Origin of the sequence: Saccharibacillus endophyticus, assembly GCF_013185185.1 — a bacterium.
Classification (GTDB): Bacteria; Bacillota; Bacilli; order Paenibacillales; family Paenibacillaceae; genus Saccharibacillus; species Saccharibacillus endophyticus.
The window spans coordinates 271,350-290,198 of sequence record NZ_JAAZWE010000001.1 but is presented as its reverse complement, the minus strand read 5'-3'; the positions used below and the strand labels follow the sequence as shown (position 1 = coordinate 290,198).

The 18,849-nt window shown below is 53.5% G+C and carries 13 protein-coding genes; all 13 read right to left on the bottom strand.

The genetic code is table 11. From position 1 onward, the window contains the following. Window positions 1–13: 13 nt before the first annotated feature. Window positions 14–469, bottom strand: a complete 456-nt coding sequence (locus HRQ63_RS01410) for a hypothetical protein (RefSeq protein WP_172238023.1) — start codon at window positions 467–469, stop codon at window positions 14–16. Between the two features lie 143 nt (window positions 470–612). Beyond that, the gene (locus tag HRQ63_RS01405; RefSeq protein ID WP_172238020.1) at window positions 613–1,626 is read right to left on the bottom strand and encodes a bifunctional glycosyltransferase family 2/GtrA family protein; all 1,014 of its coding nucleotides are present in this window, start codon (window positions 1,624–1,626) and stop codon (window positions 613–615) included. A 3-nt stretch (window positions 1,627–1,629) separates the two neighbouring features. After that, window positions 1,630–2,619, bottom strand: coding sequence for a phosphodiester glycosidase family protein (locus HRQ63_RS01400; RefSeq protein WP_229714035.1), 990 nt, complete (start codon window positions 2,617–2,619; stop codon window positions 1,630–1,632). A 231-nt stretch (window positions 2,620–2,850) separates the two neighbouring features. After that, window positions 2,851–4,140, bottom strand: a complete 1,290-nt coding sequence (locus HRQ63_RS01395; RefSeq protein ID WP_172238017.1) for a phosphotransferase family protein — start codon at window positions 4,138–4,140, stop codon at window positions 2,851–2,853. Continuing rightward, window positions 4,137–4,943, bottom strand: coding sequence for a hypothetical protein (locus tag HRQ63_RS25720; RefSeq protein ID WP_216673815.1), 807 nt, complete (start codon window positions 4,941–4,943; stop codon window positions 4,137–4,139). Before HRQ63_RS25720 ends, HRQ63_RS01395 begins: the two co-directional genes overlap by 4 nt. Window positions 4,944–4,974: 31 nt before the next feature. Further along, complete coding sequence (locus HRQ63_RS01385; RefSeq protein WP_172238014.1) at window positions 4,975–5,448, bottom strand: GNAT family N-acetyltransferase; 474 nt, start codon at window positions 5,446–5,448, stop codon at window positions 4,975–4,977. Between the two features lie 32 nt (window positions 5,449–5,480). Further along, entirely contained in the window at window positions 5,481–6,059 is a 579-nt protein-coding gene (locus HRQ63_RS01380; protein WP_229714034.1) for an SMI1/KNR4 family protein, read from the bottom strand. Window positions 6,060–6,582: 523 nt separating this feature from the next. Further along, window positions 6,583–8,898, bottom strand: a complete 2,316-nt coding sequence (locus tag HRQ63_RS01375) for a glycoside hydrolase family 88/105 protein (RefSeq protein WP_172238011.1) — start codon at window positions 8,896–8,898, stop codon at window positions 6,583–6,585. Between the two features lie 33 nt (window positions 8,899–8,931). Then, window positions 8,932–12,333, bottom strand: coding sequence for a glycosyl hydrolase (locus HRQ63_RS01370; RefSeq protein WP_172238008.1), 3,402 nt, complete (start codon window positions 12,331–12,333; stop codon window positions 8,932–8,934). A 36-nt stretch (window positions 12,334–12,369) separates the two neighbouring features. Next, complete coding sequence (locus tag HRQ63_RS01365) at window positions 12,370–13,899, bottom strand: extracellular solute-binding protein (protein ID WP_172238005.1); 1,530 nt, start codon at window positions 13,897–13,899, stop codon at window positions 12,370–12,372. A gap of 24 nt (window positions 13,900–13,923) precedes the next feature. After that, a complete protein-coding gene (locus HRQ63_RS01360; RefSeq protein ID WP_172238002.1) occupies window positions 13,924–14,811 on the bottom strand; it encodes a carbohydrate ABC transporter permease in 888 nt (295 codons plus the stop codon). Window positions 14,812–15,083: 272 nt separating this feature from the next. After that, the gene (locus tag HRQ63_RS01355; protein ID WP_172237999.1) at window positions 15,084–16,058 is read right to left on the bottom strand and encodes an ABC transporter permease; all 975 of its coding nucleotides are present in this window, start codon (window positions 16,056–16,058) and stop codon (window positions 15,084–15,086) included. A gap of 197 nt (window positions 16,059–16,255) precedes the next feature. Beyond that, window positions 16,256–18,730 carry an AraC family transcriptional regulator gene (locus HRQ63_RS01350; RefSeq protein ID WP_172237996.1) on the bottom strand — a complete coding sequence of 825 codons (2,475 nt, stop codon included), beginning with the start codon at window positions 18,728–18,730 and terminating at the stop codon, window positions 16,256–16,258. Window positions 18,731–18,849 lie beyond the last annotated feature (119 nt).

Sequence of the window (18,849 nt, the reverse complement as noted above, 5' to 3'; positions counted from 1 at the left end):
TTCAGACAAGTCGTCAGACATGTTCGACTTGCGTTTTCTTTTTGATTTTTCCCCACACGAACCCGATCGCGAACACCGCAAACATGACGGTGTAAGCCAAGATCATGATAGGCGTAGTTTGAATTATGGTTGTATCGAATAACCGGTATATCCAAGCACCCGACAGAACAAAAGACAGCATATAGTTTTGACTGACGGCGGCGATCGCCATATTCCGGTTCTCATCTTCCACCAGCACGAATTGCCATATCAATAGCAAAAACGAGATCAACCACAAACTGTTTCCCCATACGAAGTTTTTGATCGAACTGCCGCTCAAACGCGCGAATCGCATGCCGACCCATAGCCAAAAAGCACCGAACACGATCTGTGCCACAAGCGGAGGAACAACCCAAGATAATACGAAAGATAGTGCTCCGTACAGAAACGGAATCAGCAGCCATATCCACATTTTTCTTTTTTCGCTCATTGATCCGTCCTCCATTCTTTTGCCCATAAATATCTTGTTCCTTATTATAAACGCTTCAAAAACAAAATCGTTTGTTAAATCGACGCATCACGCAAAAAGCTCCTCCGACGGGCAGCCGGAGAAGCTTGTGTTTCAATGCACCCTCAATACACGAACCGCCGCTGCGCCCAGAAACTGAATACGAAAATCGACACCTCGGTCAAAATCTTCGCCACCGCTAGCGGTAAAATCAACTGTTCGTTATAGAAGTACAGCAATCCGTAATTGAGCAGCAGCACCAATACCACTAACGAGAAATACTTCGGCATCGACTTGCGAACTTTCGCCGCGTTTTTGCCGCCGAAGACGTATTTGCGGTTCATCGAGTAGTTGAAGATCGAACTGCACAGCCTTGCGGCCACGACGGAGAAGAATAAATTATGCGTCATGTATTGGAAAAGGAACAGCAGCGTGAAGTCGATAATCGCCGAAGCGGCGGACGATGCGCTGAACGCCAGGATCGGCAGGTAAATCCGCATCGAGTCGACCAGCGGGCGGAAATGCGACGATTTGTTTTCTTCCAGGTACACCGTCTCGATAAACACTTCGCGGATCGCGTACCCTTCGCGCCGTGCCGCAAGCAGCATATTCATCTCGTACTCGAAACGGTCGCCCGGAATCTCGCACAACCAATCCAGCATATGATGCGGAAATCCGCGCAGTCCGGTCTGGGTGTCGTACACCTTGCTGCCGGTCGCGACCGCGAACACGCCTCGGGTTACGCTGTTGCCGAAACGGCTGCGCAGCGGCACGGTGCCCGTGAACTTGCGGCTGCCGAGCACCATGCCCGCCGACGGATGGAGCTGGATCGCGTCGACGACGCGCTTGATATCATGCGGCAGATGCTGTCCGTCGCTGTCGGCGCAGATCACGGCTTCTTGCGAATCCCATTCTCGGATATGGCGGAAACCGGTTTTGAGCGCGCAGCCTTTGCCCAGATTATGCGTATGCGTCAGCACCGTGCAGCCGTAGGCTTTTGCCGAATCGAAAATGCCCCGGTAAGCCGGACCGCTGCCGTCGTCGACGATGACGATATCGCCCGGACCGTACTCTTGCAGCTTGACGATCAGATTGAGCAAACGGACGTCGGGTTCGTAGGAGGGGATCAGAATGGTCATGGCTTATTCCCCCTCGCTGACATACAGGATATCGCTGACGCCGCGTTCTTTGTTCTCGCCCTGCGGATTGTTGACGACCCGGCCCATGAAATACATCGTCGAGGAACCGCCGCCGTCGAGGTTGTACGCTTCGGTCGCGCCGAGCCCCTGCATGACGCTCGCCAGCTCGTCCAGCGTCATCCCGCGGCTGTCGCTCGAACGGCCGTCGACGACGACGAACACGTAATGGTTGGCGGAGATCATGCCGATCGCGGTGCGCGGGTTGGCGTCCTGGATCGAGCGGTTGCCGAAGTTTTTGTCGATGCTGACGCTGCTGAAGTCTCCGGCGATCTCTCCGTTTTGCACGAGAATCGGACCGAATGACAAAGTGTTAAGCGCGCCGGATTCCAGCAATTCGGAGGAGGAAGTGGTCGTCTCGTCGTAGGTCTGCATCGTGCCGTCGTCCATCAATGCCACGCCGTCGCGGGTCGGTTCGTCGCGGTACAGCGTTCCGTTGCGGATGATAACCCCGTCGTCGCGGAAGCCGTAGTAGTCGCCGTTGATCGCCAGGATCGCGCCCGCGTTTGAAGCGATGTTCGACGTCGTGTCGGTGATGTTGGTTCCGAAGCTGTTGCCTGCGAGCGCTGTTTTGAGGTCAGTTGCGTCTTGGAGCACCACGTCGGCGACGTAATACGTGATCTGATTGGACCCGCTGCCGGTGACGACTTTGTCGATGCTGATATCCACGTCGTCGCTGCTGTAGCTCCAATCGTCGGACGCGGCGTTCGCTTCGGCTGCGGCTGTGACGACATCGGTCGTGCCCGAGCTTCCTCCGTCCCCGCTGCTTGAGTTCAACGTGCTGTCCACGACGGCAACTTCGACGTGCGGAATCAAGTAACGGTTCGCCAAGCTGTATAGGATGGTGCCGAGTGCAAGTACGATTACCAGTACAATGATCGGCCATCTGCGCTTCTTTTTGGATTGGATCGGAATCGATTCGTCTGCTCTCATCATGGGAAGCTCACCTCTTCTTGTTCTGTGATGAGCTTATGATAAGAGAGGTGGCTTAAATGAATCTGAAATGAAAAAAAGCATGGGAAAGAACTATTTGCTCGTATCCGCTTAAAATAGGCGTAACACTCGAAGTTTGTTGACGTAACGTCAACATTTTTTTAAAAGTTGGCGATTTTGAAAGAAAATGTGTGCGAAACGTCAACAATGTTAAAGCTTCACCATCAATCTCAGCTATTCAAGCCATTTCCCCATATACGACAATAACCGCTGCTCCGCCGCCTCGTCTTCGTTTTCCCGGCCATATTCCAAAAACGAACCTACGAACAAAGCCGAATACACGTCCACGATCCGCCGCTGCCGCTCATCCAGCTCCATTGCCCGACACAACTCTTCCGCGTAAAAAAGCCGCTCCTCGCCGATATCGCACAAAATCGCCGTTTGCGTCAGCGCGATAAAATACAGCGGATCGCCGTAGCACACGACGTCGAAATCAACTACGCCGCGCAAATCTCCTTTTTCCACAATCACGTTTTTAATCGTCAGATCGTCAAGAAAGCAGATCGGCTCGACCTCCGCAAAATAAGGATGCAGCAGCTCCAATCTTCGATCCAGCTTGCTCATCAGCTCAGCGCCGACGATATCTCCGCTTTGACGAAAATTATCTTCCCGATCCAGTGCGATCAATTGCTGCCACGAATCGAAAAGCCCTTTTTCCCCGATCGGTCGCCAGCCGTAGCCTTCGCCGCGCGGAATCCGTCGGACGCTGCGTTGAAACGAAACGACTTTTTCCGCGACAGCCGTCATCTGCTCTTCCGTCATGTCGGGCAGTTCGTAACGCAGGTCCCGGCCAGAAATCTCTTCCAGAATGATATAGGAAAACGGATAGTCCGTACCTTCGATGTCATACGCTACGATCCTCGGAACAGGAATGCCCAACTCGCGCAGATCAGTCATATTGTCGGCCGTGCGGCGCATGACGGATCGATCTGCATTGGTTCTGACGATAAACGACCGACCTTCGACGTCCGCCCGATATACGACGTTCCGATGGCCGAACGTCATTTGCTCCAAATTGTCCGGTTTGCTCCCGAATGTTGCGGAGATCAATCGGCCCACTTCCGGTTCGCGTCTTTCGGTTTCTCGGAATTCCGGTCTCAAACAATCCGCCTCCCAACCTAATCTGTTCAAAACGGCAACGCCGTCGCTGAAGATCTGTGCATGCCGACCGTTCCAACCTTGCTCTAACGCGTACAGCAAAAGGTCACGCACCCGAGCCGGATGATGCATATTCCAACGTTCGACTCCCTCGTCCGTCTTTCGAGTCAGGTCGACTCCTACCATTAAAGGACTTCCCGACACAGGATCGTCCCATGTACGAAACCGAAATTCGCACCCGCCGTCCCGGCGCCGCGCTTCGAATATTTTCAGCGACACGAAATTCTTTCCGTTCTCGTAACGGTTGCGTAACGCATATCGATATTCCTGATCCTGTACGGTTATTTTTCGCGTCGAATGCGTCATTTGGATTCTCCATATCGGATAACTGCTGCTTCGTTAACTGCCGCTTCGAGCGCATTCTGCATCGCATTGTACAAAATATCCGAATACGCGTCGAACTCGGCGGACTTGCCGTGTTCATGCGCGGAGTAAGGCGGAACGTCGTTCCAGGAGCCCATGCCGCCGAACACCCAGCACCGATACACGGCCGCGAATACGCGTTGGGCTTGTTCCGAATAGCTTTCCGGCAATTCTCGTTTGAACGAAGTCGATCCTTCCAGAATGCCTAATGCGGCGTCGAAAAAGTTTACTTTCCAATGCTCTTCCCCGATCTCATGCGCCAGTTGTCCGATATTCGTCAATGCCTGCTCCAATCGACGCTTAGACTCATCGAGGTTATACGTATTCGGGTCGATTGCGATAGAGGTTGTTCGACGGCAGCGATAATCGATATCCCAGCGCGTGGTCGGCGCTCGTTGTCCCAACTGCCAGTGCGCGGACCAATGCTCGTCGAACCCGTCGAATCGCGCAACCATTATCCATCTGCGTCCTCCGCCGATAAATCCGCTGCTTTCCCGTTCTTTTCCGGCTGTGTCGGCCTGAATTACCAACACGCCTCGGCAGACTCTTTTTTTCAAGTCTTTTATCCAGCTTTTTACGGGATTTGTCTTGAGCACGGTTGAAATCGAATGCCCGTCTTGATCGTAAAAAGCAAGATTGAACACTTGATGATCGCCGAAGCCGTCAAGCGGTCGATATTCGTTCATATGTAGGTATCGATTGGCGTTCGCCGCCAGAAGCAGCAGTTGATGCAGTTCCCCGTTCATGCCGCGCACCTCCTTTTTATTGCAGCGTTTCTCAGCGCACGATTTCTTTTTCATAAAAGATCAGCGTCATGCGCTGATTAATCGCCTTCTTTTCTCCGTAACGCCGATAGCCGAGCGACTCGTACAGATGACAATTCCCTTTCTCCTGCAAAACGGTATCCAGCTCCCATTGCCGAACATCCGGGTAATGCGCTTCGGCTAACGCGAACGCCGCTCTGGCGATACCGCGTCCCTGATACTCCGGTAAAACGAACACGGGACTGACCCGGTTAAACTGTTCTTTGCGCACGATCCGAATCGCGCCTACGGTCTCAGCATCGCAGCGAATGATATAGTAGTCCGTCGCAGGCTGTTCAATCCGTTCGCGAATATGTTCGACGGATTGCAGCGCTGGGCTGGTGCTTGTATCCTGATACTTTTCCAACAGCGGGGCAAAAGAATGAATCTGCATCGCATGGATCGTATTCGCGTCTTCAACGCCGGCCAAACTCAACGTAATCTGCATGTTCGCTTCTCCTTTTTCCAGATCGCTTATCCCTATACCTCGTCCGACCATCCGAGTTCTCCCCAAAAATCGATCGGCTTGATTCGTTCGAAATTCATCTCTTCATAAAGCTTATGGCGGTACTCGATTTCGAAGTAGTCCGCCAAATTCTCACCGTAAGGAATAACATCGGTCTGGTGCACCGAAAAAACCGGATTCCCCGCTTCATACGGCGTTGCCGGCAGGTATCGATGTCCTCTGACGGGAATAAGCTTCGGCACATGTTCGAAATGCTTTTTGGCTGCGGATTTGGCTTGCTCCAACTGCTGCGGCCTTGGGCCCCAGCGTTCCGGCCAGAAACGATTATTCTCGACATCGAACAATAACCCGTCCAGCGGCCAGTTCAAGCTTTCCCGAATCGATTTGACGTTGCGCGCGGAAAAATTTCGCCAGTCGGGAAAAGATTCGCCATAGGGAAGCGCCTGCTGCAGCAACTCGCGCAGATCGGGCGGAAAACGGATCTCATAAGTCTGTTCCGCTCGCAGCAGCTCTTCGGTCGTCAAACCGCGTTCAAGTCGGATATCGAAGCTTCGCAGACGTTCGATCAGGGACGAAATATTCAATACATTCACCTTTTCAACTCGTAATCATAGCGATTCGATTTTCTGGATTTGTACATCTCTCATGCTTATTAGTATACTCCATCCTTCTCCCGCCAGTGCCTTGACCGCTTAAGATGTTAGGTTACGCCCTTCGAAAACCTTAAATGGAATGCGTTCAAGCTACTGGATAGTCGGACATTCGGTACTTTAGCGATCTGTTGGAGTCGAGCGGATTAAAATAGTAGGCAGATTGCTTTTTAAGCAACGTACAGCTGTAATTCAAGTCTTTTCGAAAGCTTCATTGCCAAAACGGCAACGTAACGTGAAAATCAAAATATTTAAGCGCTGTACATTGATTTTTCGGCAATGTAAGTTTGGAGCAGACAAAAAATCTAATTCATTATTACTTTATCACTGTATATTCGCTGCTTCCATCCGCCCACTGCCTTGTCAACGCTAAAAGTAAAATCACGCCGAAAAGCGGCTGACCGTGATACCCGGCAGCCGCTTCCTATTCGTTAGAAATCAAACCTTGTAAAGCTCAATCGGACGATTAAACTTGAGCAGCTGTACCGATTCCGCGATGAGCACTCTCTGTTTTATCATCCGGTAAATCAGGCAGCTCGCGTTTTAACCGCAGCAGCTCCGTTCCCGCCAACAAAACGATCCCTATCCCGTGCGTATCGTTCAAATTCCAACCCAGATCGTCCCGGTAATAGAGTGCCGTGAACGAATAACCGGAACCTCGGCATACGCCGTAAATATTGCCTTTCCAATCGATCGAGATGCGCGTCATGCCTTCCCAGGCTTTTCGAACCGAGTCCAGATAAGCTTCCGGCTCTTCGAGCCAGCCCAACCGGATGCCGCGCGCGAAAGCATACACGAACATGGAGGTGCAGGACGTCTCTTCATAAGAATCGGTTCGATCCAACACTTGATGCCATAATCCGTTTTCGCCTTGCAGCGCCAGAGAACCTCGACACAGCTCGCGGTAAAAGGCTAACAGCTCCTCTCGACGTTCATGCTCTTCAGGTAAGACGGTCAGCAGCTCGGTCAGCGAAAATAGCACCCAACCGTTGCCCCGTCCCCACGGAATCCCGGTGGCGCGGCCGCGAACGAAGTCGTACACATGGGACATGATGCCCTGCTCCGGCAGGAACAGATAGTCGCGAAAACGCAAGAATTGATTGATCGCATCGTCCCAGTGAGCATGTTCGCCCGTCAAGCGGCCATAGCGCATCAGGAACGGCGTGCTCATATACAGATCGTCGCACCACATCGTCTCCTGCCTCGTTTCTCCGCTGCCCCGCACCCGGTAAAAAGCCCCGTCCGGCAAACGTTCCTGATCTTCCGCCATATAACGGGCGATGCGATCGGCTACGGCGCGTCCGTCCGGGATATCGCCGTGTTCCATCGCTTCGAGCATCGTGGCACCGAACGAACCGCAGTCGTCCAGACTGTCGATTGCCGACAATTGATTGTTGACGCCTGCCGCTCCGTAGGTCTGACGATCCCATAGCGCATAGCGGTCCAACGAGCTGCTGAGTCCGATATGATCCAGCGTGTAATGGATGTACGCCGGACGATTCAGCTCCCGTCCGACGCGAAGCAGTCCCAACAGCGTGACGCCGAGCGGATAGTTCCATTTGCCGTAATGGGTGTTTTCCAAAAACGGACGAATGGCTCCTCCCGGCAGATCGGCCTGCCAATAAGTTCCGAAAACCCCGTCGTCGAACACGCGGCTCGTGGTGATCATTCGGCTCGGATCAGGCTCGCGCCCCTTCGGGAACACGCCGGCATACAGCCATTTTCCGGCATAACCGGCAACTTGGTGCGGCAAACGCAGACGCCAAGCGCCGACCTGCGGATCATCCAAGCGGAAGCCCCATGTTATAGCGGATACATTTGCCACAGCGAGATCTGTATGGTTCGGTTCTGCGTCCGCAGCGGGGGTTCGGCTGCAAGCGATCAGATCAATTCCGCTTTGAATATTTTGCAATTCAATCCGGAACGTACTGCTGTCGGGTGACGCATAAACTTGAATACCGTTCGCATACAAAGTCAATGTTCCGTCATGCCGGCCTTCCAATATGATCGGTTCGGCACTCGGACGCAGTCTTTCCAAGCGCGACCAAGCGTAGACGGTACCTGACGTTTGTTTTTCGCCAAAAATACGTCCGAAATTCCCGGCTTTCGATTCCGCTTCGCTCCATTGCCGGCGCGGGAACCAGGACAATCCGGTGTCCGCTTCGTGCATATGGCGATCCGGCAGCCTCAATCCTTCTTCTTCATCAAATGGTTCGGAATACAACCAACCTTCTTCTCCTTCGCGATCCGGTCCCGGCGTCAAAAAATGTAACGGGAAGTTTTTGAACGATCCCGTTCCGTACGTACCGCCGAATCCGACTTCCGTTTTCACAAAGCGCAGCACGATATCGTTCCATCCCTGCCGAACCGGCAAAGGAATCGCGGTTCGCCGTTCGGGGAACAACTCCTGAAGCAGCTCCGATTTGAACACTTCGTCTTCGTTAGCGTAGATCGTGACGGGACTTTGGCAATTCAAACCGGTATTCAGCACGGTATCTTGCTCGCTCCATAGCTTGCCCCATACGTTAACATACTGACCGGCTTTGGCATTCGGCCAACGGCGATCCAAGTCCATCTCGTATCGGTAATCGCCGGTGCGGCGGAATCCGTCTTGGCGATGAATCCGAAGCTGAACGCCGTGCTGCGGATGCTCCCCGATATACCGCTGGGCGATCGCGTTCAGTACCGCAGGAATAGAATCGTTTACCCGTTCGGCGATTACGTCGTGTTTATGAAAATAACGAATAACCTTCAGCTCCTTTCGTTTTGGCTTCTGATGCATTCGGTCAACGCACAGGCGGAGTCCGACTTCCGATTACGTTGACCGCGTTCGATCCAATACGTTCAATAGACGATGTTCGTCCGCGTCGAAATAGGTCCCTTCCAGTTGGCCGATCAGCGTGTTGGTAACCCGAACCTCCAATTCGTTCATACCCGGTCGTAGATCGCTCAACATCCCTGCCCAACGATACGGCGACCAACAGCGTACCCCAAGACTTTGCCCGTTAACGAGTACCTCGGCTACATCTTGAATCTTCCAACCGTCCAGTTCCAATTCGAATCGACGTTCAGCTTGAAGATCCGAACCCCGTTCGATCCCTTCGCTGCATTCTTCCGGATCGAACATTCGACGATATCGCATCTCGCCTGCATAGTAAGGATAAGCAGGCAGCGGTTCGGGTGCGATCCTCATGGCCGAATCCGGCTCAGGCGCGAGTTTCGGCGGAGCCGAAGCTTGAAGCGCTACGCCGAAGGCTCCTCTAATATACAGCGGATCAACCAGGCCGTCCTCGTCGCGTTCGATCCGTACATGGATGACCAGTTTATTTTCTCCCGCTCGCATGTATCCTTGCATATCACAGGCGATATTCCGGTGATCGTTCACCTCAAGCACGCTGAAATTTTCTTTGCGCAAACGGTACCCGTTCAGCTCCATCGTCCATGTTCCCGAAACGGCTTCCGCATCCATGAATAAGACCATATCTGTTTGCACGACCTGCGGATCAACTTCGAAAACGGCGCTATAAACGGCTTCGATCGGATAATGAACGGAAGAGCGTTTCGGCGTGCCGAATTCCTGCCCGAATGCAAGCGGAACACGGCTTCGACCCGTAGAATCCGCCACCTGGTCGATAAACGGCTTGACTGAAGAGCCTTCTTTATCCAAAAAAACACCTTCGACATCCCCGGCTTGCAAACGGAATTCCCCGATTCGAAGTACATTGGGCCGGACTGTACGGATCTGCCACGGGCCTTCTATTGAAGGTCTGATCTTAGCCGCAAAAAGGTCTATAGACGGCTGCCGAGTCGAGTCTGCGTCCACGCTCGCTGACGTGTTTGCGATCGATAAACGTAAGGTTTTAGCTTCATAGGGCGCAAGAGGAAGCGGCAGCGACCAAAGCGATTCCTTTTCTTCCCGTAGAGTCGCGAGCGTTATCGCTTTTCCTGTTTCCAGATCCAACTGTTCGACCCGAAGACAAGAATCGGCACCGAAGCTCGCTTCCGGCCAGAGCCGCTTAGGATCGACCATAAGTCGCGCCTGCTCCTGCCGATCCTCCTGATTGGAAAGAAAAACCGCAAAGCAGGAAGATTCGTTCGCATCGCCAGGCAGCCGCCGAAGCTGCATCAATACGGTCTCGCACGGCGTTTCCGATTCCCAGCGAACAGGCTTCGGGAGCACGACATCCAACAGTTCGATCAGCATTCTCGCAGCGGCTTCTCCGCCTGCGGAACCGCATGAAGGAATAAAGGCCGAACGCCCGGCAGCTTGTTCGGTAAAGCTTTTTTCAATCTGTCCGGGGGCGGCGTCAAGCTTCGACTTTGACTCCGTCGCCGCTCCGTTTTCCCAATAAGACGACCCTGCTTGGCCGTTCACCCCGAAAAAATCTGCCGCTTGATCTTCTGCCGGACTGCCCGGTTGAATATTTTGCGCAGGCAAAAGTCCCACACTGATCACCGTTCCGCCCGCGTTCGCGAACCGCTGCACCTTTTCCCACGCCGCGGCTTCCAGATTGAGCAGCGGCGGCAGCACCAACACTTCGTAGCGGGCTTTTCCGATCGCGATGACTCCGTCCGACACATCCGCTTCCGACAGCAGTTCGGGATCGAGGTGGTCGTAATCGCGGCGCGACTTGAGCAGCTGCGAGCTGATCGCTTTCCAATCGGCGATCAATCGTTCCAGCTTCTCACGCTCCTCTTCACTCTCCCCGCCGTAAGCAAAACCGTGCAGCGGATTGCCCATCAAGCTCCAAAACGTCGTCGTCGGATCAAGCAGCGCCACGGGAATATACGCTTCTCCCTCGCTCATCAGATAGCTGACACGTCCGACATAATCGCCGAGCTGCCGAAAATGCGCCCAGTACGGATTTTGCAAAAACTGCGAAGGCGGCGCATCGTGCTTGGTCAGGCCGCCGATCGTGTAGAAGAAGGCATGGAAGTTGTAAAAGTTGGTGCCCATCGCGGCCATCCGGTCGATCATCCATTTGGCGTCCTGAAGCGTCATCGACCAGCCGACGCTGTGGAAGCACTCGGACAGATTGCGCGGGCGATCCAGCTGCCGGGCCAGCGAGCTGACCATCTTCGGATTGTCGCGCATGCGGCCGCCGTAGCGATCCAGTATCCATTCCAGCGAGCGGCCCGTTTTCTCATGCGCGGAATCGCCGCCCGGCATATGGCTGAACCGCTGCGCCGTCATGCGCACGCCCGGCACTTCCGACGCGTACTGGATGCCCGCCTGTTCGCACCAATCGCCCACCTGTTTGTGATACGACTCGCCCAGCAGCAGATGCAGGCTTTGGAAGTAGTCGTAGCGTATCCGCGCGGCGTCCGGGTAGCGATAATCCAGCAAAGCAGGAAGCGCTTCCTTCAATTCGTATCCACAGCGGCGTTCGAAAAATTCCGGCAGGCGAGGCGACCACGGCAGATGACCGAGCGGCGCGATTTCGTCCGTGAAAATCCCTTTGACCGTTTGTCCGAACGTTTCGCCCATCTCCGCCTTGTACCGCTCATGCGTCAACTCGATAAACCGGCTCATCGCTTCCCGGTGGCAAGGATCGACGAATCCTCCGTAATATTTGAAGTCGCCGATCTCCTCCTCCTGAAACACGGTAATCTCCCACTCCGACTCTTCCCCCGCAGGCGCGGTCCAATCCAGCCGAAACGCCGTTCCGTAAGTGAAAAAGCGTTTGCGATTATAGCTGGTCAGTCCCGTTTCCTGATACACCTGTTCGTTTTGCACATTACCGATATAGCTTCGGAGCTCGACCGCTTTTTCCCATAACATGCGGCCTTCGCCGTCTATCGGTACTGCCTTCGCGTACAGAATCCGTCCCCAGGGTAGTTCAAGCTGTGCCTGTTCGCCCGGTTTTACTTGGATATGCCGATGCCCGAGCGGACGCTGATTGGCTTCGGGATAATCCAGCAGCACCTCGCCTCCGGCCATGCCGCTCGGATACGGATATTCGTCGTACAACCACACCTGCATGCCGCGCGCTTCGGCTTCGCGTACGGCCAGACGAACCCGGTCGAACCAAACGCTTGATAAATAAGAAATCTTCAGTCCTTGACGCGGGCAAACAAAGAAGCCTCCGACTCCCTTTTCATGCATCTCTTCGATCTGATGGACGATCTGGTCAGGCTCCATCTCGCCGTTCCAGAACCAAAACGGATGAATCCGATATTCCGCTCCGGGCTCCCTAAAAAACGTCTCATTCCACAAAACCGTTTCCCTCCCTGAATCTTACATTTTGTTCCCTCACTCTTTTAACGCGGCGTACAGCTCATTAATCTCTTGCACATACTCCTCTCCTCCGCTCGTTTTCCATAATTGGATCGCCTGTTGGAATCCGGCTTCGTCCATTTGTCCGACAATGAACTTGGTGCGCGCGTCGTTAATGATATTGTCGAGCTGCGGACCTTTTTTTGCGTATACGTCCGAGATCAGCGGCTCGCCCGGATTCGGAATGACAATGTCGCGATTGGCGATCTGCACTTCGGCTACTTTTTCGCGCACCGGGGTCGTTTCGATCGGCAGATAACGGTTTTCCGGCACGAACATCAAGATCTGGTTAAGACCTGTCAGGTCGCGAAGCAGCAGTTTGTCTGTCGTCGGTACGATATACTCGCCTTTTTTCTCGTACTGTTGTCCTTCGATGCCGTTATACAGCAAATCTTGCAGTTCGGCTTCGTTCAACTGGTCAAGGAAGCTCAGTACCTTTTTTAACTCGTCTTCCGTTTTCACGCTGCTTTTCGAAACGGCGATCAGACCCGAGTAGCCGGAGGTTGGCATATCGCGCAGTCCGTCCGGGCCTTCCATCGCTTGCAGCACGTCGACGCGGTCCGTGGCATTCGGGTCTTTTTCCAAAATCTTCTGATCCATGCGCTGCGCGTTGTCCGCGACGTCGATCATGACGCCGGCTTGACCGTTGACGAACGGATCGGGCAGCTTGGTCGCGTCCATGACGGCAAAGTCTTTGTTGACCAGACCTTCTTCGTACAACTTGCGGAAGAAACGCAGCGCCTCCATGTACGCCTCTGTTTCGTGTGCGGGAATAAGTTTGCCCTGACCGTCTTCGCCCCATTTGTTCGGCGCGCCGAACCAAATTTGCATATTGTCCCACGGGCCGTTGAATTTGCTGGCGACCAATCCGTACGTATCGTCTTTGCCGTTGCCGTCCGGATCGTCGAACGTGAACGCGCGCATCACTTCATAGAATTCATCCAGCGTTTTCGGATCATCCAGCCCCAGATTTTCCAGCCAATCTTTGCGTATGGTGACTCCGTTACGGCCCAATTCGCGCGCCCGGTAAATGCCGTACGTTTTGCCGTCGATCGAGGCGTTGTTGCGCACGATCTCGTTCATGGCGTTCAAATTCGGATAATCGGCCAGATACGCGTCCAGTTCCCAGAACGCCCCGGCCCGCGCGGCATTGATAAAGCTCGGCGATTTGCCCAACACGACCATCAGGTCCGGCAGTTTGCCCGAAGCGAGCGTGATATTGAATTTGTCGTCATACGAGCTGCTCGGCACCCATTGCAGGTCCACGTCCGTGTTCGTCAGTTCTTCCAGTTTCAAAATAACGGGGCTGTTCTCCGGCGGGTTTTCCGCTTCGAAGTTCGGCAGCATGATCGACAGCTTTCCTTTGTCCGCTCCCGCCGCGTTCGCCGTATCGCCGCCCGCTTCCGTACCCGAATCCGAACTTGAACATCCTGCCAGCATCGCCAACGTCAGCAGCGAAGCTCCCGCCGCCCGTCCCGCTTTTTTCCAATGTTTACGTTGTCCCATATGCATTTGTTCTCCTCCTCGGCTTTAGCCTTTGATCGAACCCAACATGACGCCCTTCGCAAAATGCTTTTGCAAAAACGGATACACCAGCAAAATCGGAATCGTACCGACCACAATGACGGCCATTTTGATCGACTGCTCCGGCGGCTGCACGAAATTCGGGTCCATGTTCGCCATATCGCCGACCGTCCCCTGCGACAGCAATACGATCTGCCTCAGCATGATCTGAAGCGGCCATTTGTCGCTGTCGTTGATATACAGCAGCGCCGAAAAGAAATTATTCCAATGCCCGACCGCGTAAAACAGAGCAAACGTCGCGATGACCGGCTTCGACAACGGAAGCACGATCCGCCATAGAACGCCCAGATCCGTACATCCGTCGATCCGCGCCGCCTCCTCCAGTCCGGCGGGCATCTGCTGGAAAAAGTTTTTGACGACGATGAGGTTAAACGCGCTGATCGCTCCCGGCAGCATGAGCGCCCAATACGAATCGATCAACCCCAGACTCCGCACCACCAAATACGTCGGAATCATGCCCCCGCTGAACAGCATCGAGAAAATAACGATATTCATCAACGTGCTCCGTCCCCAAAAATCGCTGCGCGACAACGGGTAAGCCATCGTCATCGTAAAAAACAAATTGATGAACGTCCCCGCCACCGTCACGAAAATCGAAACCCCGATACTCCGAAAAATGGTCGAAGACGAAAAGATGTATGCATACGCGCTGAACGAAAACTCCCGAGGAATCAGGAAAAAACTCCTCCCCGTAATCTCCGCCTCCGTCGCGAACGAATTGCCCACGATATACAGGAACGGCAGCACCGTCAAAATCCCCAACAACCCCAACAACACCACATTAAATACATCAAACACCCGCCCCCCGGGCGTATTGAACAGCTTACTGTTCACGAGCTTTCCCTCCTTTTTGCCTGCTTTCTTGTTTGCTTTTCTTCCCTTTCCTCCCCTTACATAACGAGCGAATTTACGTACTGTTAAAGATCCTTTTCCGGGCAAGCGCCAAGCGGAGGGAGAAATTCAGTGCAGGAGCGCCAGCGTTCGCCTTTGTATTTGGAAAGCCTCCTTGCTAAATTTCAATCCAGCTTTCCAAATGCAACACGCGACCGAAACGAATTTCTCCCGTAGCGCTTGAGCTTCCCCCACGAACAGGGTCTCTAAAGCGGTCAGTAAATTCCCGAGTGTCCGAATCTTTTCGCAATATGATTGCTCCCCAACACCAACACGATTCCCACCAGCGATTTGAATAAACCCACCGCCGTACTGTAGCTGAACGCCCCCTGCGTGATTCCGACCGTATACACGTACGTATCGAACACATCGGCCACGTCGCGGTTCAACGAGTTCGTCATCAGATAAATCTGCTCAAACCCGGTATCGAGAAAATTCCCCAACCGCAAAATCAATAAAATGACGATCGTCGCGCGAATCGCCGGCAGCGTCACGTGCCACATCCGGCGCATCCGTCCCGCTCCGTCCACTACGGCCGCTTCATACTGCTCCGTATCGACCCCGGCCAGCGCCGCCAAGAAGATGATCGTGCCCCAGCCCATTTCTTTCCACATCATCTGCCCGATAATGAGCGGCCGGAACGTATCGGGATTCGACAGCACATCGACGGGACGCCCCGTGATCCAAGCGATCATTTCGTACAAGACGCCGCCTTGCGGAGTCAGAAAGACATAAGTGATGCTGGCGATGATGACCATCGACACAAAGTGAGGCACGTACACCAACGTCTGCACCGTCCGTTTGAACCAATGGAACCGGACTTCATTCAGCAGCAGGGCGATCAAGATCGGGGCGGGGAAAAAGAACACCAGATCGTAAATCGCCAGCACCAAAGTGTTGCGCAGCAGCCGGAAGAAATCCGGATTGGAGAAAAAGGTCGTAAAATTCTCGAAGCCGACCCAATCCGAACCCCGTATCCCCAGAAAAGGCTGATAATCCTGAAACGCGATTACGATTCCCCACATCGGCAGCAGCTTGAATACCGCAAAATAGAGAAATCCCGGCGCAACCAGAACGTACAACCATTTGTTGCGCCTAAGTTCTTTTTTCCATCGCGCCTCCTTCTTTTTTCCGCTCAAGACTGAGCCGTCTGCTTGAAGCGTCGCGGCGGAACGATTTCTTTCGTTCATCGGTCTCTCCCCTCCTTCAACTTGTAAGCGTTATCATTTTGCTTGTTTCCAACTTACCGGGGAGGGGATTTTCCGGCAATCTTCATTTTTTGCATCGTTCAATAAAGCCTTGCGTAATAAGGGTTCGACGTGTTTTCGCGCAAAAATGTCCAAGCTTTTAACGATAGACTTGAACATTTTTGCAGGATGGTCATGTTCTACGCCTCGTCCGACCAGCGTTCCCGATACCGGCTCGGCGTTATTTCTTCCCTCTTTTTAAAAATACGGTTGAAGTAGCTGGGCTGATATCCGACCTCGGCCGCGATATCGTTGATTTTCATCGTCGTTTCGCGCAGCAGCCTTTTGGCTTCATCCATACGAATCCGCGTCAAATAATCGATAAAGTTCACTCCGGCTTCCTGCTTGAACGCTTTGCTCAGCGCATACGGCGTCACCTGCCGGGATTCGGCGCAGCTTTCGAGCGAGATCTCCGATTTGTAATCCCGTCGAATCTCCTCCATGACCGAGTCCACGACTCGACGCATCGGTTCCTCTTCCCTGGATTGAATCTCTTCGGCATAAGGGCGAATCACCTGCTGCATCATCCACTTTTTCATTTCTTCCGGCTCGCGGATCGAAGACAATTTCTCGTAGCGGTTCCCGTCTCCGAATAGCCGATACGGCGCCGCCCCGGTCTGAAGCATCGTATGTTGAATACTGCCGAGCAATTGAAGCATGATCTGCTGAAGCTGGAATTCGGTTCCGCCCGTACGCGTCGCTTCGGCCATAAAACGTTCCAATCCGTGCTCCGCTTCCGCGGAACGTCCGCGCCGGATCGCCTGAATCAACTCGTTTTCCAATCCCAGCGGATAAGCGGCTTCCCGCGTTCGATAGAAACAGCTCTGATCCTCCAAATCAAGCAATTGACCCCCGGGTTCGATGCTGCGGTAAGCAACAAGCCGTTCCATTTCCGCAAAAATGCCCGGCAGTTCTTTCACGACCTCAACCGACCGACCGATCACCAGCGTCACGTTCATTTTCAACACGCGCCCGATCGCCTCCAGCAGCTCTTCGCCCCATAGAAAGGCATGACTTTTCAGATCGGCAGCTTGGGGAGCGACGATCAGTAAAGCAGCAGACAGATCGTGAAAGTTCGCTACGCCGATCTGCTCGAAATCTGGATGCTCGCGCGCCATTTCTTCGATCATATTGGCAGCCGCAAACGTCACAAGCCCCGTGTCTTGGCTGCCGAATCGACCTTCTATGCGTGCATGTCCGGTAAACGCCATTTCCAGCAGTAAAAATTGGCGTTCTTCCGTATGAAAGCCCAATCCCTGCATTTTCCGCCTTAATCCTGCTTCGTCGTAAGCGTACAGATGGCCCCGGATCAGCTGCAGCATGAAGCTTTCGCGCAGCTGCGGCAGCTGCTCCTCCAACTGGCGGTGAGCGGACAGGCGCTGCGTGGTCAGCTCCTGCCACTGACTTTCCAATAGTTCGAATTCGTCCAGACGAGCCGTCTGCCGCGAACGATTCGACGAATGGTTTTCGCTTCGCGAAGGAACCAACAAGCCCAACATACGCGCAACAGGCGAATAAATCCGACGCGAAGCATACCAAGATAAGACCAGACCGAGCAGCAGTCCGGCACCGCTAAGCAGCAGAATGAACGTCGAGACCTGTTTGAGCGGAGCGGTAACCGAAGACATCGGCGCGGCGGAAACGTACGTCCAATCCGAATCTACCCGACTCATCGGTCCATAAGATACGGAATACGTTTCGCTGCCGTAACGCAGCAGAAAAGAAGCCGTCTCCCCTTCGCGATCAGCTATCGCTTGCTTGAGCCTTCGTTCGAAAGCAAGCTCTGCAGGATCACGCTCCAAAGAACCGGATGCCAGCGTGCGCCTTTCGGTGTTCATTAGAAACGTCGTTCCTTTATCATAAGGAGTAAGCGTTTTCAATAACGAAGATACTTTTCTTTTATCCAAAGTGATAATCAACGTCCCGAACGGGTCCGTACTGTCACCGGGAATTTTATGTACAAGTACGGGAGCGTTTTGAACGTCACGATCCGATACCTCGTCCGGCCCGCTTCCGCGCGCTCCGGCTTCCGTCAGCAAAAGATCGTGATCCGACGAGACCGTTTCTTTGGACGGTTCGGCGGCCTCCATGTCTGTCCAATACACATGACCGCTTCTGTTCAAATACTTGTCGTATCCGCTAATCTGCTGCCGGTCTTGCAGTTCGGTATATTCGTGATTGAATACGATAGGCTTAGGCTCATCCAGGTACAGCTGCGCGGAGCGAATCAACGGATGCGAACCTTCCAGCACATACAGCGTGGTGACGATTTCCCCGGTACCTTTGAAATCATACACGAAGTCTTTCGTGCGCAGTGCTTCTCCGAACCTAGGCTCGAACGCCCAGTGCGATAAGCTCATTTCCAGATAGGTCAATTGATCGTCCACATTGCGTGCCCTCGTCTTGATCTGGCTTTGATGCATGCGATTGAATTCCTGCTCCATCCGCGTGACCACCAACTGATGCATTACGATTCCTGTCACCAAGCCCGGTATGCTGACGATCAGCAGAATCAAAATCAGACTCCGGCGATAATAGCGCCCTGTTCTTGGTCTTGTCGTACCCGGCATGCGCAGTCTGGTTCGCAGCCTCTGCCACTGTCTAGTCTGTTCCATCTGTGCTCACCTGCGCTGCGGGATATGTGGTTTCTCTCATCTTGTCCTCCCCTTTCTTCTGTAAATGGATGGCCTGATCTTATGCCCCTCATTATAAACAGAATACTCGAACAAAGGAA

Coding starts and splice junctions, on each gene's coding strand:
- HRQ63_RS01400 (WP_229714035.1), bottom strand. CDS start 2,619: ATGATGAGAGCAGACGAATCGATTCCGATCCAATCCAAAAAGAAGCGC.
- HRQ63_RS01395 (WP_172238017.1), bottom strand. CDS start 4,140: ATGACGCATTCGACGCGAAAAATAACCGTACAGGATCAGGAATATCGA.
- HRQ63_RS01375 (WP_172238011.1), bottom strand. CDS start 8,898: ATGCATCAGAAGCCAAAACGAAAGGAGCTGAAGGTTATTCGTTATTTT.
- HRQ63_RS01365 (WP_172238005.1), bottom strand. CDS start 13,899: ATGGGACAACGTAAACATTGGAAAAAAGCGGGACGGGCGGCGGGAGCT.
- HRQ63_RS01350 (WP_172237996.1), bottom strand. CDS start 18,730: ATGGAACAGACTAGACAGTGGCAGAGGCTGCGAACCAGACTGCGCATG.
- HRQ63_RS01410 (WP_172238023.1), bottom strand. CDS start 469: ATGAGCGAAAAAAGAAAAATGTGGATATGGCTGCTGATTCCGTTTCTG.
- HRQ63_RS01385 (WP_172238014.1), bottom strand. CDS start 5,448: ATGCAGATTACGTTGAGTTTGGCCGGCGTTGAAGACGCGAATACGATC.
- HRQ63_RS01405 (WP_172238020.1), bottom strand. CDS start 1,626: ATGACCATTCTGATCCCCTCCTACGAACCCGACGTCCGTTTGCTCAAT.
- HRQ63_RS01355 (WP_172237999.1), bottom strand. CDS start 16,058: ATGAACGAAAGAAATCGTTCCGCCGCGACGCTTCAAGCAGACGGCTCA.
- HRQ63_RS25720 (WP_216673815.1), bottom strand. CDS start 4,943: ATGAACGGGGAACTGCATCAACTGCTGCTTCTGGCGGCGAACGCCAAT.